The sequence below is a fragment of the Clostridium sp. UBA4395 genome, assembly GCF_002390995.1.
Classification (GTDB): domain Bacteria; phylum Bacillota; class Clostridia; order Clostridiales; family Clostridiaceae; genus Clostridium_J; species Clostridium_J sulfidigenes.
The window spans coordinates 1-15,000 of record NZ_DGRF01000096.1; the positions used below are offsets into that span (position 1 = coordinate 1).

At 29.5% G+C, this 15,000-nt stretch carries 14 protein-coding genes; 1 reads left to right on the forward strand and 13 read right to left on the reverse strand.

Annotation, left to right across the window (positions count from 1 at the left end; all coding sequences use genetic code 11):
• Window positions 1-41: 41 nt before the first annotated feature.
• Entirely contained in the window at window positions 42-731 is a 690-nt protein-coding gene (locus B2694_RS17445; RefSeq protein ID WP_346886839.1) for a YjjG family noncanonical pyrimidine nucleotidase, read from the forward strand.
• A 164-nt stretch (window positions 732-895) separates the two neighbouring features.
• Here the strand turns inward: B2694_RS17445 and B2694_RS17450 are convergent, their stop codons facing one another.
• The 13 genes from B2694_RS17450 to B2694_RS17510 form a co-directional block, all read right to left on the reverse strand.
• Window positions 896-1,273, reverse strand: a complete 378-nt coding sequence (locus B2694_RS17450; protein WP_346886840.1) for a PH domain-containing protein — start codon at window positions 1,271-1,273, stop codon at window positions 896-898.
• 161 nt (window positions 1,274-1,434) lie between these two features.
• A complete protein-coding gene (locus tag B2694_RS17455) occupies window positions 1,435-2,418 on the reverse strand; it encodes a lipoate--protein ligase (RefSeq protein WP_346886841.1) in 984 nt (327 codons plus the stop codon).
• Between the two features lie 53 nt (window positions 2,419-2,471).
• On the reverse strand, window positions 2,472-3,851 hold the full coding sequence (gene lpdA, locus B2694_RS17460; RefSeq protein ID WP_346886842.1) for a dihydrolipoyl dehydrogenase: 1,380 nt from the start codon (window positions 3,849-3,851) through the stop codon (window positions 2,472-2,474).
• Window positions 3,852-4,010: 159 nt separating this feature from the next.
• Complete coding sequence (gene gcvPB / locus B2694_RS17465; protein ID WP_346886843.1) at window positions 4,011-5,465, reverse strand: aminomethyl-transferring glycine dehydrogenase subunit GcvPB; 1,455 nt, start codon at window positions 5,463-5,465, stop codon at window positions 4,011-4,013.
• Window positions 5,465-6,805 (reverse strand): aminomethyl-transferring glycine dehydrogenase subunit GcvPA, encoded by a 1,341-nt coding sequence (gene gcvPA / locus B2694_RS17470; protein ID WP_346886848.1) that lies wholly within the window; start codon window positions 6,803-6,805, stop codon window positions 5,465-5,467. Before gcvPA ends, gcvPB begins: the two co-directional genes overlap by 1 nt.
• Window position 6,806: 1 nt before the next feature.
• A complete protein-coding gene (gcvH, locus tag B2694_RS17475; protein WP_035130183.1) occupies window positions 6,807-7,202 on the reverse strand; it encodes a glycine cleavage system protein GcvH in 396 nt (131 codons plus the stop codon).
• 12 nt (window positions 7,203-7,214) lie between these two features.
• Complete coding sequence (gene gcvT / locus B2694_RS17480) at window positions 7,215-8,321, reverse strand: glycine cleavage system aminomethyltransferase GcvT (RefSeq protein ID WP_346886844.1); 1,107 nt, start codon at window positions 8,319-8,321, stop codon at window positions 7,215-7,217.
• Window positions 8,322-8,502: 181 nt separating this feature from the next.
• Window positions 8,503-9,933 (reverse strand): potassium/proton antiporter, encoded by a 1,431-nt coding sequence (locus B2694_RS17485; RefSeq protein WP_346886845.1) that lies wholly within the window; start codon window positions 9,931-9,933, stop codon window positions 8,503-8,505.
• A gap of 239 nt (window positions 9,934-10,172) precedes the next feature.
• Window positions 10,173-11,222 (reverse strand): ABC transporter substrate-binding protein, encoded by a 1,050-nt coding sequence (locus B2694_RS17490; RefSeq protein WP_346886846.1) that lies wholly within the window; start codon window positions 11,220-11,222, stop codon window positions 10,173-10,175.
• Between the two features lie 4 nt (window positions 11,223-11,226).
• Window positions 11,227-12,009, reverse strand: coding sequence for an ABC transporter permease (locus tag B2694_RS17495; protein WP_346868536.1), 783 nt, complete (start codon window positions 12,007-12,009; stop codon window positions 11,227-11,229).
• The gene (locus tag B2694_RS17500) at window positions 12,003-12,839 is read right to left on the reverse strand and encodes an ABC transporter permease (protein WP_035130173.1); all 837 of its coding nucleotides are present in this window, start codon (window positions 12,837-12,839) and stop codon (window positions 12,003-12,005) included. Before B2694_RS17500 ends, B2694_RS17495 begins: the two co-directional genes overlap by 7 nt.
• Before the next feature lies 1 nt (window position 12,840).
• Entirely contained in the window at window positions 12,841-13,890 is a 1,050-nt protein-coding gene (gene potA / locus B2694_RS17505; protein ID WP_346886847.1) for a spermidine/putrescine ABC transporter ATP-binding protein, read from the reverse strand.
• 63 nt (window positions 13,891-13,953) lie between these two features.
• Window positions 13,954-14,493 carry a helix-turn-helix domain-containing protein gene (locus tag B2694_RS17510; protein ID WP_035130168.1) on the reverse strand — a complete coding sequence of 180 codons (540 nt, stop codon included), beginning with the start codon at window positions 14,491-14,493 and terminating at the stop codon, window positions 13,954-13,956.
• Between the last annotated feature and the right edge of the window lie 507 nt (window positions 14,494-15,000).

The following is a 15,000-nucleotide window of genomic DNA, read 5'->3' on the forward strand; positions in this document are numbered from 1 at the left end:
ACAAAGTCAAAAATCGTTGACAGTATAGATTGAGGTGTATTATGAATTACGAAGTTATAATTTTTGATGCAGATGAAACTTTATTTGATTTTAAAAAATCTGAGAGATACGCTCTTAAAAATACTATGATTGAGTTTGGCATAGATTATGATGAAACTTATCATTTAAAAGTATATAAGGATATAAATACGATTATATGGAAAGAGTTTGAAAATGGACTTGTAATTCAGAGGGATTTGAATATTGAAAGATTTAGAAGATTATTATATAAATTAAATGCTAAATTTGATGAAGTTAATTTTGCAAAATCATATGTAAAACATTTATCCCGTGCATCATTTTTATATGATGATAGTATAGCTCTTATAGAAAGTCTACATAAAGATTATAAACTTATTATAATCACTAACGGTCTTAAGGATGTACAAGATAATAGAATAAGAAAATCTGTCATAGGAGGATACTTTGATGATATAGTAGTATCTGATGAAATTGAAGTATCTAAGCCAGATCCGAGAATATTTGAACATACTTTAAAAAATATAAATCATACTGATAAAACCAAAGTATTAATGGTAGGCGATAGCTTAACTTCAGATATACAAGGGGGAATAAATTTTGGTATAGATACCTGCTGGTTTAATTCTAATAAGATTATAAACAAAAGTGCTATAAACCCTACATATGAGATTTCCAATCTTATGGAGCTTAAGAGTATAGTTGAAAAATAGATAATATTAATTCATAACTAGCAATATAAAGTTTATACATTTAATTTAATTGGAGATATAAAAAGTGGATTCATCAAGAATCCACTTTTTAATATGCAAACTATTTTTTCTTTAATTTTAATCTTAGCTTCCACTACTCATTATCATGCACTCTTATATTTATACTACTTGCTGCGATATTCTGCTAATATTGATTGTACTTCATAAATGTTACAACTGCTGCTAAAGGTCTTTTCTATAGGCATGCTCATCCCTGAAACAAATATTTTAAGTTCTGCATCTAAATCAAAATGTCCTGATGTTTCCACTTTGAAATTAGTAATTGCTCTATATGGTATTGAATGATACTCTACCTTTTTACCAGTAACCCCTTGCTTATCAATAATAATTAATCTTTTGTTTGTAAATATAATCATATCTCTTACTAGCTTGTATGCTTTTTCTATTTGTTCATTAGAACCTAATAATTTCATATAGTCTTCCCTGATTTTATTGATATCCACCTCTGACGCATTTCCTATTACACTACTAAATAATCCCATGACAATCACTCCCTTTATAAAATTAATTTAATTATACCCTAAATAACAAATATTGATAAATATTTTTATATAGTTTATCTTACCTTAAATGTGTTTTTTTGTGTCCCTATATTTCCTTTGTATATACTATAATTAAAATCTATCACCTAATTTAAACAATTTTATAAAAAAAACAATTCTAAAAAATCTTCTTTATTTATGTTACTAAAATATTTTTTCATATTAATATTATCTATTACTCTGTGAATTTCTTCAGTATTATGCTTTTTGCCTATAAGAGCTTTTTCAATATCTTCAATATTTCCTTCTCCAAAGAAATCTCCAAAAATTCTTATGTGCTGCATTATACCCTTTTCAACATCAATACTTAACTCTATAGTACCAGCAGATAATTTTTTCTCATTATAAAAATTATATTTGGGTGACTGTCCAAAATTCCACTGCCAAGTTTCATATTTAGTTTTAACTAAATTTTTAACCTCTTCAATTTCCTCATTATCTAAAGTAGTTATAACCTTATCTTTTTCTTCTCTACCGATATACTCGAATATTTTATTTTTAAAATCTGTAACACTAAAGGATTCCTTTAAATGTTCACTAATATTTGTAATTCTACTAGATACAGATTTAACTGCTTTATCTGAAAATTTTATGGGTTTAGAAATTAAAGCATCACTTAAGTTAACTATGTCAGAAGAAAATAATAAAGTACCATGATGCATTACTCTATTTTTATGTTTACATTGAGCATTTCCAGAAAACTTCTTACCATCTATTAAAAGATCATTTCTCCCTGAAAATTCTGCCTTTACACCTAATTCATTTAATACACCAATGATTGGAATAACGAAGGTCTCAAAATCATTAAACTTTTTTCCATCATCCTCAACTATAAATGTAAAGTTTAAATTCCCAAGGTCATGAAAAACAGCTCCACCTCCACTTTGTCTCCTTACAACTTTTATATCATGCTTTTTAATGTATTCCTCATTAATCTCTGATAAAGTATTTTGATTTTTTCCAACTACTATACAAGGTTCATCTCTCCAAAGTACAAAATATTCACCATTCTTTTCTCTTAATAAATACTCCTCTAGAGCTAAATTGAAATAAGGATCTGTGCAATTATTATCAATATATCTCATTTTTTCTCCTTTTTATTTTGAATATAATATAATGCATATTATAAAAATAGTAGTTACCTATTTATACTGTGTATAGCTTCTTTATTTAATCCTAAGACAGCTTCATGTAGTGCCTCGCCTAACGTTGGATGACTATGAACCACTTCTTTCAGCTCTGACACCATCATTTCCTTTTCAACCATTATAGTGCCTTCTAGTATTAAATCTGACCCATGGGGTCCAAGAATGTGCACACCTAAAATCACATTATTTTCATCGCTTATAACTTTTACCAAACCTTCACCTTCACCTAAAGCTAAAGCTTTTCCATTGGCGCCAAACAAGAATTTATTTTTTTTATAATTTATTCCCTTTTCTTTAGCTTCTTCTTCTGTAATTCCTACTACTGCTATTTCAGGAAAAGTAAAAATACAAGAAGGAATCACTGCTTTATGACAAGGTTTATTTAATAATATATGTTCCACAGTTTCTACCCCTTGGTGGGAAGCTGCATGAGCAAGAAGTGAAATCCCATTAACATCTCCAACCGCATATACACCCTTTAAAGAAGTTTCATAATTTTCGTCAACCACTATGCCTTTTTTATATGTGTCTATTCCTAATCTATCTACATCAATACCTTCATAATTAGGTTTTCTTCCCTTTGCAAGAAGTACTTTCTCCCCTCTTACTTCAAAGTCACCTTTCTTACCCTGACATTGTATAACTATTTCTTCAGCCTCTCTAAAACTCATAACTTTAGTTGAAGTAAGAATCTCTATTCCAGACTTTTTTGCCATAGCTGAATATCTCTTTGAAATATCTTTATCTATATCGTATAGTATAGAATTTCTCGCAACTATCACTGTAACTTTACTTCCCATAGCATTAAAAATGCTGGCAAACTCCATTCCAGTTACTCCACCACCTATAACTACTAAGGATTTTGGTATATGATTAAAATCTAAAAGTTCAGTGCTTGTTATAATATTTTTACTATCATATACTCCTTCAATGGATGGGATTTCAGCTTGAGATCCAGTAGCTATAATTATATTTTTTCCTTTAATAGTTATTTCTTCTTCATTGCATACTGTTACAGTATTTTTATCAATTAATGTAGCTTTACCCTTTATAAGTTCTACATTATTTCCCTTTAAAAGAGCTTCTATTCCAGTTACTAAAGTTTTTATAATGCTTCCTTTTCTTTCTTGAATTTTATCTACATCTATTTCAATATTATTTGCTTTAATACCAAAGTCTTCGATATGCCTTAAGTTATTAAAAAGTTCTGCAGTTCTATATATGGTTTTAGTTGGAATACACCCATAATTTAAACATGTCCCACCTAAATTTTCTTTTTCTATAAGACACACTTTTGCTCCTAATTGCGCTGCTCTAATGGCAGCCACATAACCACCTGGTCCTCCACCTATTACAATTATATCTTTCATAACTACACTCCTCGTATTAATATGTTCTGTATGAAATACTATATTAACTATATATGCAAGCTTATTTTAGTTAAAACTTTAACAAATCTGTATAAAAAGGCATTAATATAATCTTTGACATTATTATATTAATGCCTATAAATTTTAATTCTTAAAAAGTTACTTACTCCACTTTAAAATTGGTGTTCTTGCTGCTTTAACTTGATCTAACCTTCTTACTAAAGCATTTTGAGGAGCTTCATGTAAAACTTCTGGATTATCCTTAGCTTCTATAGCTATTATCTTCATAACTTCAACAAACTCATTGATGGATTCTAAGCTTTCACTTTCAGTTGGTTCTATCATAAGAGCATCTTCAACTATTAGAGGAAAATAAACTGTTGGTGGATGTACACCATAGTCAATCAATCTTTTAGCTACATCTAAAGTTGATATATGATTTGGGTTATCTTTTAAACCAGCAAAGATAACTTCATGCTTACATACCTCATCTATAGCTACCTTATAATAATCTTTCAAAGCTTCTTTTATATAATTTGCATTTAATACAGCATTCTCTGAAGCAGCTTTCAGTCCTTCTCTTCCCATAGTTAGTATATAGGTATAGGCTCTAACTAACACTCCAAAGTTCCCATAAAAACTTCTTACTTTTCCAATAGAATCAGGTCTATCATAATCAAATACAAACTTCTCTTCTTCCTTTTTTATAATTGGAACCGGAAGAAACTTAGAAAGTTTACCACATACGCCTACTGGACCTGCTCCTGGACCACCACCACCATGTGGTGTTGAAAATGTTTTATGAAGATTTAAATGACACACATCAAATCCCATATCACCAGGACGAGCTTTTCCCATAATAGCATTTAAGTTTGCTCCATCATAGTATAAAAGTCCGCCTGCTTCATGAACCAACTTACTTATATCCTCTATATTTTTCTCAAACAAACCTAAAGTATTTGGATTTGTAAGCATAAGTCCCGCTATTTCATCATTTAAAACTTTTTTTAGTTCTTCTATTGAAACCAATCCATCCTTATCAGATTTAATTTCAACTATTTCAAAACCTGCCACTTTTGCACTTGCAGGATTTGTACCATGAGCTGAGTCAGGAACTATTATTTTTTTACGTTTAAAATCATTTCTACTTTCATGATATGCTTTTATTAATAAAAGTCCTGTGAATTCACCATGAGCTCCAGCAGCGGGTTGCAATGTAAAATCATCCATACCTGTAATTTCACATAACTTTAAGGAAAGGTCATGGATAAGTTCTAATGCACCTTGTACATTTTCTGCTGATTCTTTAGGATGAATTTTACTAAAACCAGAAAACATAGCCACATCTTCATTAATTTTAGGATTATATTTCATAGTACAAGAACCTAGCGGATAGAACCCCTTATCTACACAATAGTTTTTGTTAGAAAGAGCAGTGTAATGTCTAACTACATCAACTTCACTTACTTGTGGAAGATATGCCTCCTCTTCTCTTAACATATTTTTAGGTATAACAGACTCTATATTTATATCCTCCACATCTATTTGTGGAAGCGTATAACCTACTTTACCCTCACATGATAGTTCAAAGATAACTTTATTATAACTTTTCATTATATCTCCTCCATCACTTTAACTAATTTGTCTATTTCGTCCTTTGATCTTTTTTCTGTTACACAAAGCAACATAGAATTCTTATATTGAGGGTAATCTCCTTCTAAAATATATCCACCTAAAATATTATTATCTAGTAATTTGTTATTTATTTCACATAAGTAAGTATCAGATTTCACTGCAAACTCTTTAAAAAATGGTTTATTGAATAGTGGCTTATATTTACCACTCTCTATTAATTGATTAAAAGCATAGTGAGACTTTTTGATGCATTGAGCTCCTATTTCTTTTATACCTTCTTTTCCTATGGTAGCCATATATACAGCAGCACCTATTGCCATCAATGTTTGATCAGAACATATATTAGAGGTTGCTTTTTCTCTTCTTATATGCTGTTCTCTTGCTTGAAGTGTTAATACATATCCTTTGTTACCATGACTGTCGTCAGTTTCTCCAACAATTCTACCTGGCATTTTTCTCATAAGCTTTTTAGTAGTATTTAGAAATCCTAGACCCGGCCCTCCAAAGTTAATATTAGCACCAAGACTTTGGCCATCCCCTATAGCTATATCTGCACCTAGTTCACCAGGGCTTTTTAAAACACCTAAAGATAATGGATCCACACTCATAATAAGTAAAGATTTATTTAAATGGACATCCTTCTCTAATTCCTTTACCTCTTCTATAATTCCAAAGAAGTTTGGACTTTGTATAATAACTCCTGCTACATCTTTATTTAATAATGATTTTACCTTCTCAATATCTGTAACTCCATCACTTTCATCAACTTCTAATAAATCGTACCCTTTATATTTTAGATAAGTTTTTAAAACTTGTCTTGTGTCCGGATGTACTGTTTTAGAAACTATTATGGTATTTCGCTTTGTATTTTCTATAGCTATTACAGAAGCTTCTACTGCTGCTGTAGCCCCATCATACATAGATGAGTTTGAAACTTCCATACCTGTTAAGTTACAAATCATAGTTTGATACTCAAAAACTGCTTGTAAAGTTCCTTGGCTAATTTCAGGTTGATATGGAGTATAAGCTGTATAAAATTCTGTTCTTCCAGTTAAATGTTTACATATAGAAGGAACATAATGATCATACATGCCTGCACCTAAAAAACAAATAAAATCTTCTATAGATTTATTTTTATTAGCTAAGTTAGTCATTATTTTCTCAACTTCTAACTCAGATAAACCTTTATCAATGTTTAATTCTCTATTTAATTTTAATTTATCAGGAATATCTTTAAATAAATCCTCTATTGATTTTACAGAAATAAAATCAAGCATTTGATTTTTTTCTCTTTCTGTAATAGGAATATAAGGAAACATATTATTCACCTTCTTTACATAGGTCTTTACATAATTCTTCATACTCTTCAGCTTTTAATAGATCTTTTAAATCATCTTTATTGGATAACTCTACACAAATCATCCAAGCGTCATATGCATTTTCATTTACTAGAATAGGATTATCAGTTAACTCTTCATTAACTTGCAGTACATTACCACTTGCAGGCATGAAAATATCTTCAGCAGCTTTAACAGATTCAATTGTTGAAAAAGCTTCTCCCTTAGAAAACTCATCATCTTCTGATGGTAAATCTACAAAAACTATATCACCTAATAATTTTTGTGCACAATCTGTAACTCCTATATAAGCCTTATCTTCCTCTACTCTTATCCATTCATGATTCTTTGTATATAATAAATTTTCCAACACTAACATGATTAATCCCCCTTATTTTTGAGTTTTTTTACTATAAAACTTTTTATTGACAACCATTGCCTTTAATTCTTTATTTCTAACTTTTATAAAAATTTCTGTACCTAAAGCTGCATACTTAGCATCAATTAACGCAAATCCTATTGTTTTGTTTAAGGTAGGAGACATATATCCAGTGGTTACATGTCCTATTTCTTCATTATCCTTAATTACTATATAGCCATGTCTTCCTATACCTCTATCTATCAATTCATATCCTACTAATTTTCTGGTTACTCCATTTTCCTTTTGTTTTATTAAAACATCTTTACCCATAAAATTTTCTTTATTAAGTTTCACAAAAAATCCAAAACCCATTTCTAATGGAGTTATAGTTTCATCCATTTCATTTCCATACAATGGAAGGGTAGCTTCAAATCTTAGTGTATCTCTAGCGCCAAGTCCAATAGGTTCAACACCTTCATTTTCTCCCGCTTTAAGCATTTCTCTCCATAAGACTACTACATCCTCAGGTTTTGCATATATTTCAAAGCCATCTTCACCAGTGTATCCTGTTCTTGAAATTAAAACTTTTTTATTACATATGTCTATATCAGCTTTAAACTGGAAAAATCCTATCTCTGATAAATTAAGTTGTGTTAATTTTTGTAATACTTCTTGAGCTTTTGGCCCTTGAAGTGCCAATTGAGCTACACTATCAGAAATATCTTCAATAGTTACCTCAAAATTATCTTTGTTATCTAACATCCATTTAAAGTCTTTTTCTTTATTGCTTGCATTTACAACTAAATAATAATAATCTTCTGAAAATTTATAAGCTAGTAAGTCATCTACAACACCACCATTTGGATAACACATGAAACTGTATATAACATCTCCATTTTTTAATGTTTTCACATCATTTGTTAAAAGATAGTTAACAAATTTTTCAGCATCCTTTCCCTTTACTAGCACTTCACCCATATGAGAAACATCAAACAAACCTGCTCTTTCTCTTACGGTTTCATGTTCATGTAGAATTCCCTTAAATTGAGTAGGTAATTCATACCCAGCAAACTCTACAATTTTTCCACCATTCTTCTCATATTCTCCTCTTAAAGGAGTAACTTTTAAATTGTCCAATTAACTCCCTCCTTAAATTAAAAATAATGTATATAAGTCTATTATAACGCTAATTTATTTATATGCAATATTTTACTCAAAATACAATATTTAAGAATAAAATAATTCATAACTATATTAATCCTAATATAAATTCCAAAACTAAAGTGGCTATAAGTTCTATAGCCACTTTGTATAAAATCTACGATCCAACATTTCTTTCTAATAAATATTCTATATTATTTCCACTTAAAACTAATATATCATCTTGTTTAATTAGTGTAGAGCCTTTTGGAACTATTATTTCACTACCTCTTTTTATCATTACAATAAGTATCTCCTCTGGAATATCTGCTTCCATTATAGTCTTTTCTTTCCAACTACTGTTAGAGTCAACATTATACTCTATTAATGTTGTAGACCTATCTTCTTGATAGTCGGTAAATGTTTTTAATACTGTTTTTGTATCATCTACTAAATCTAACTTTCTAGCTATTTTAGGGATTAATGTACCTTGAATAGCTACTGATAATAATGCTATAAAAAATATTATATGAAATATATCATTTTCTAATGGTATCCCTGATGTTATTGCATATATTGCAAAAACAATTGAAGCTGCCCCTCTTAATCCTACCCAAGAAACAAACAACTGTTGTTTAAATGGTATCTTAAACCAACTTAAAACGCTAAAGGTTGCGATTGGACGTGCAATTATTATCATAAATATTGATATTAATATAGAGCTCCCTATAACACTTGGTAATTCAGAAGGAAATGCTAATAAACCTAATACAAAAAATAGCATAATTTGCATTATCCACGATACTCCATCAAAGAAATGAACTAAGCTTCTCTTGTGTGGAATTTTGCTATTTCCAATGATAATACCAGCTATATAAACACTTAAATATCCATTACCGCCTACCCATTCACTTAATGCATAAGATAAAATTGCAATTGCCGTTATGAATATTGTATAAAATCCATCTACTTCAAAATTTGCATTTCTCATTATATAGACTGTTAGCTTAGATAATATCACCCCAATTAATATACCAAAAATAATTTGTCCAATTACTGTAGGTACTATTGAGCTGATACCCCCATTATTCATTAATGTTAAAACTATTAATGTTAGCATATATGCAATAGGGTCATTACTTCCACTTTCAACCTCTAGTATAGATGCAATTTCTCCTTTTAAGTTTAATTTTTGTGAACGTAATATAGAAAATACTGATGCTGCATCTGTAGACCCAACTATGGAGCCTATTAGCAACCCTTCTAAAAGACTTGTTTTAAGGACAAAATAACAGAATAATCCTGTCAATCCTGATGTGATTATTACTCCAAATGTAGACATTAAAATGGATTCTCTTGCAACAGGTTTAGCTTCTTTCCAATTGGTACCAAACCCACCATAGAACATTATAAATACCAACCCAAAGGAACATAATTCTCTTGTAAGTTCATAATTATCAAAATATATTCCTACTACACCATCTGAACCAAATAACATTCCTAAAATGATGAATATAAGTAGCATTGGTACACCAAACTTATATAATACTTTACTGGATGTTATGCAAATTAGTAATACTAATCCACATATAATCATTAACTCAAGCATATTACCTCCTTAATTTATATTGTTTATTTTAAAATAAAATTATTATAACTAAACTTTTTACTAATTTTAGTTGCCTTTATATATATTATACAATAAAATTGTATTCGATACATAAAAATTTCTTACTACTCAAATTATATTTGTGTAAAATCTATTAAGTTTAATATAAGGTTTAATGAATTTTTATTGTTATATAGAAAATAGTAGCTCACCATAAATAAGTTAGCTACTATTTTATACTATTTAGATTTTATTTCAATCCATCTTTCATCATAAAGCTTAATGTTATCACCAAGGTCTATGAATGATTCACATTTATCAAGAAGAGTCTTATCTGGATAAGCTACTGGGTTAGATTTAACATCTTGTGAAAGCATTTCAAGAGCTGCTTTATTTGGTGTAGAATATCCTATATAATCTATGTTTTGGACAGCATTTTCCGGCTCTAACATAAAGTTTATAAATTTCTCTGCATAATCTTTATTTTCTGCATCTGTTGGTATGCATAATGCGTCTACCCATTTATTAGTACCCGTTTTAGGGATTCCATAAGCTAGATTTTCATTTTGTTCCATAAGAGTTACTGCATCTCCAGAATAAACTATTCCCATAGCAGCTTCTTCTCCTAAAAGTCTATCTTTACCTTCATCATTAACATAAGCACGAACTAAAGGTCTTTGAGCTATTAATTCAGCCTTAGCTTTATCTAGTTCTTTTTCATTTATGCTATTTTGAGAATATCCTAATTTCATTAGGGCAATAGCCATAGTATCTCTAACTGAATCAAGCATTAAGATTTCTCCAGAGTATTTCTCATTCCATAAAATGTCCCAACTATCTACAGGATCACTTACCATATTTTTGTTATAAAGAATACCAAAAGTTCCCCAGAAATAAGGTACACTATATTCATCATTTTCATCATAGCTAGGCTTTTTAAAGCTTTCATCTATATTTTTATAGTTAGGAATATTAGAATAATCTATCTTCTGGATTAATTTCTCATCCTTCATCTTTTCAATCATATAATCTGATGGAACTATTAAATCATATTTTGATCCACCACTCTTTATCTTTTGATACATGATTTCATTGGTATCGTAGGTTTCATATACTACCTTTATACCAGTTTCTTCTTCAAACTTTTCTATTAGAGATTCATCTATATAATCCCCAACGTTATAAATATTTAAAACATCACTAGAGGATTTTGTCCCACAACCTGTAAGCATAGCTGTCACCATTACCCCTGTACATACTAGAGCTATAATTTTTTTTAATTTTTTCATCTTATTACTCCTTCCCTACCATTGCTTGCTTTCTGTTAGATAATAATAATAGTATTAATACTGTTATAAACATTAATGTAGTCAGTGCATTAATCTCTGGTTTAATACCTCTCTTTGCCATAGAATAAACCTCGATTGATAAGTTAGTTACTCCATTTCCAGTGTTAAAAAAGCTTATAATAAAGTCATCTATAGACATAGTAAAAGCAATTAAAAATCCTGAAATTATACCTGGTTTTATCTGTGGAAGTATTACCTTTCTAAGGGTATATATAGGTTTTGCGCCTAAATCCATAGCAGCTTCTTCTACATTGTCTGGAAGTTGTTTTAACTTTGGCAATACAGATAAAACTACATATGGTATATTAAAAGTTATGTGTGCAAGTAACATAGTTAAAAATCCTAACTTCATATTAAAAAATATAAAAAGTATCATAAGACCTATTGCTGTTACTATATCAGGATTTAATACAGGTAGATAGTTTATATTGAGAAGCATTGCCTTTTTAGGTCCTCTCATTCTATCTATCCCTATAGCACTTATTGTTCCTATGACTGTAGCTATTGCTGATGCCAATATTGCTACTACTACAGTGGTTATTAAAGCTGAAATTATTCTATCGTTATGAAACAATTGCTGATACCACTTAAAAGTAAACCCTTGCCATCTTGCCATGGATTTTGAATCATTAAAAGAAAATAGTGCTAGAGCAAAAATAGGAGCATATAAAAATATAAATATTAAAATCAAATATATATTTGAAAATATTTTTTTTGCTTTTACCATAATACTCTACCTCCTCCTTTTTCATCATCATCTGAAAACTTAGAGGTTAATCCCATAGCTAATAAAATTAATATCATCATAAGGATAGATATTGCAGAACCAAAGTTCCAATCTCCAACAGAAGTAAACTGCTGCTCAATTAAATTTCCTATGAGCATGTGCTTTCCACCACCTAAAAGTTGCGAGATTACAAAGGTAGATACCGCTGGCATAAATACCATAGTTATTCCTGAGATAACTCCTGGTATACTTAAAGGAAAAATTATCTTCATAAAAGCTGTAATTTTTCCAGCTCCCAAATCATAAGCAGCATTAACTAAATCTTGATCCATCTTTAGTAGAGATGTATATATTGGTAGTACCATAAATGGAAGAAAGTTATACACCATTCCAAGAAGTACTGCACCATTTGTATATAGTATATCTACTGAGTTTAACCCAATGATATTAAGTAAGTTATTAAGCAAACCATTCTTTCCTAGAATTGCAAGCCATGCATAGGTTCTAAGCAAGAAATTCATCCACATTGGAAGAATAAATAACATTATAAGCATTCCACGTTTATTCTCTGGTTTTCTTGATATCATATAAGCAATGGGATATCCCATTACTAAACATAAAATTGTTGATTGTAAGGCTAAACTAATAGATCTAGTAAATACCTTTATATATAAAGGATCCATTAGTCTTTTAAAATTGTTTATAGAGAATTGGTAGCTTCCACTTACTTTTTCTGTAAAGCTAAAAAATACTATTAGAAGAAGAGGTACTATTATAAACAAGGAACTCCACAATACATAAGGATAAGCTAAATATGATTTCTTTTTCATTCTACGCTTCTCCTGACTTTTTCATTATGTGAATGTCTTCTGGATAAATATCCATTCCTATTTCTGTACCTATAGAAAAGTTTTTAGTATTATGAAGAATAAAGTTCATACTCTCTTCCTCTACTTCTAATTCATAGTGAACTCCTTTAAATACAGAAGATTTTACTATCCCTTTTAAGTTTCCTTCTTCTTTATTTACTATTTTTATATCCTCTGGTCTTATTACCACATCTATATCTTCATCTTTATCAAAGCCTTTATCAACACATTCAAATATACGTCCACAGAATTTAACCTTAAAGTCTTCTAACATTATTCCGTCTGTAATATTGCTTTCTCCTATAAACCTAGCTACAAACTTATTCTCAGGTTCATTATATATATCTTCCGGAGTACCCATTTGTTGAATCACTCCCTTGTTCATTACTACCACAGTATCAGACATAGTTAGTGCTTCTTCTTGATCGTGAGTTACAAATACAAAAGTAATTCCCAATTGCTTTTGTATTCTTTTAAGCTCTATTTGCATTTCTTTTCTAAGCTTTAAGTCAAGAGCACCTAAAGGCTCATCAAGAAGTAATACCTTTGGCTCATTAACAATAGCTCTTGCTATAGCTACTCTTTGTTGCTGCCCACCACTTAGAGATTCAATTTTTCTTTTTTCAAAGCCCTTAAGATCTACTAATTTCAAAACTTCATTTACTTTTTTATCAATTTCGCTTTTAGAAAGTTTTTTTATTTTTAATCCAAAAGCTATATTTTCATATACATTCATGTGAGGAAATAGTGCGTATTTTTGAAACACTGTATTAATTTGTCTTTCATATGGAGGTAAGTCATTGATTTTCTTATCTTCAAATATAACTTTACCTTCATCGCAAGTTTCAAAACCTGCTAATATTTTTAATGTAGTAGTTTTACCACAACCACTTGGACCAAGTAATGTTATAAACTCATTCTTTTTTATCCCTAAAGTTATATTGTCTAAAACTTTGTTGTCTTCAAAGGTTTTAGAAATACCTTTAATTTCAATTATATTATCACCCAACATAAACACCTCTTTTATAACATAATGCTAATTATACTTTTGTGTCACCTTATTAAATCTGTCTACTTAAAATGACGGTGGTGTACTTACCCATATTACCGTTGCCTCAGTTTTTCCTGTATTTGAAATGTAATGATTAGACTTTGGCTTAAAATAAAAGCTTTCTCCCTTACGTATTTTATATACCTTATCTCCTAAATGCAGGTTTACAATGCCATGAAGCACAAGTCCAAATTCCTCTCCCTCATGAGGAGTTTCTTCTTTGTATTTTCCATTTGGTTCTAATGTGAGCATTATAGGCTCCATCTGATTTTTTTGAGCATCTGGTACGAGCCACTTTAATCTATACTTTAGATCTTCATCCTCAGTTTCAAACATATCGTCATTTGTAAACTTAACTCTTTCATTAATCTTCTCACTAAAGAATTCATTTAAATTTGTGCCTAGTATCTGAAGAATGTCCATAAGTGTTGCAATAGATGGAGATGTGAGATCATTCTCAATTTGTGAGATGAATCCCTTGGATAATTCACATCTGTTTGCAAGTTCTTCTTGTGTTAACTGTTTTTCGATTCTAAGACTTTTAATCTTTTCTCCAATTTGCACGATTCCACCTCAATCTTATGTATTATACTAAACCTTAAGTTTACATTTACTAAACAAACAATATTATTCTATATTTTTTTTATTAATAAATCAATAGATTTATTAAATTTTTTTATATTTTTATGATTTTTTTTTCATAATGAACCTTTGAATATACCTTATGTTTATGAAAATATGTTTATATTAATATTCTTCATGTTTAGTAATACTAAGTATATTCCATAATAAAAACTTCCTAGTATTAATTGTACTAACCTTCAACCAAATACTAGAAAGACAATTTACTTTAACTATTTTAAAAAAATACTTTATAATCATAATAAATACTATATTTTTTTCATTGTAAAATAATGTAATTATTAACATTTTCCACAACTCTATCCACAATATAATTAACACTGAGTGGATAAATCTTAGATTATCAACCTTTTTTCTGAAAATTTACTTTATTTTATCCACAATTTATAAATTATTAAAAAAATAATGGGGCTGTCGCAATAGCGGTTG

What these genes read in the sequence shown, in the direction of transcription:
- B2694_RS17445 (WP_346886839.1), top strand. Translation starts at nt 42, where the DNA reads ATGAATTACGAAGTTATAATTTTTGATGCAGATGAAACTTTATTTGAT.
- B2694_RS17450 (WP_346886840.1), bottom strand. Translation starts at nt 1,273, where the DNA reads ATGGGATTATTTAGTAGTGTAATAGGAAATGCGTCAGAGGTGGATATC.
- B2694_RS17455 (WP_346886841.1), bottom strand. Translation starts at nt 2,418, where the DNA reads ATGAGATATATTGATAATAATTGCACAGATCCTTATTTCAATTTAGCT.
- lpdA (WP_346886842.1), bottom strand. Translation starts at nt 3,851, where the DNA reads ATGAAAGATATAATTGTAATAGGTGGAGGACCAGGTGGTTATGTGGCT.
- gcvPB (WP_346886843.1), bottom strand. Translation starts at nt 5,465, where the DNA reads ATGAAAAGTTATAATAAAGTTATCTTTGAACTATCATGTGAGGGTAAA.
- gcvPA (WP_346886848.1), bottom strand. Translation starts at nt 6,805, where the DNA reads ATGTTTCCTTATATTCCTATTACAGAAAGAGAAAAAAATCAAATGCTT.
- gcvH (WP_035130183.1), bottom strand. Translation starts at nt 7,202, where the DNA reads ATGTTAGTGTTGGAAAATTTATTATATACAAAGAATCATGAATGGATA.
- B2694_RS17485 (WP_346886845.1), bottom strand. Translation starts at nt 9,933, where the DNA reads ATGCTTGAGTTAATGATTATATGTGGATTAGTATTACTAATTTGCATA.
- B2694_RS17490 (WP_346886846.1), bottom strand. Translation starts at nt 11,222, where the DNA reads ATGAAAAAATTAAAAAAAATTATAGCTCTAGTATGTACAGGGGTAATG.
- B2694_RS17495 (WP_346868536.1), bottom strand. Translation starts at nt 12,009, where the DNA reads ATGGTAAAAGCAAAAAAAATATTTTCAAATATATATTTGATTTTAATA.
- B2694_RS17500 (WP_035130173.1), bottom strand. Translation starts at nt 12,839, where the DNA reads ATGAAAAAGAAATCATATTTAGCTTATCCTTATGTATTGTGGAGTTCC.
- potA (WP_346886847.1), bottom strand. Translation starts at nt 13,890, where the DNA reads ATGTTGGGTGATAATATAATTGAAATTAAAGGTATTTCTAAAACCTTT.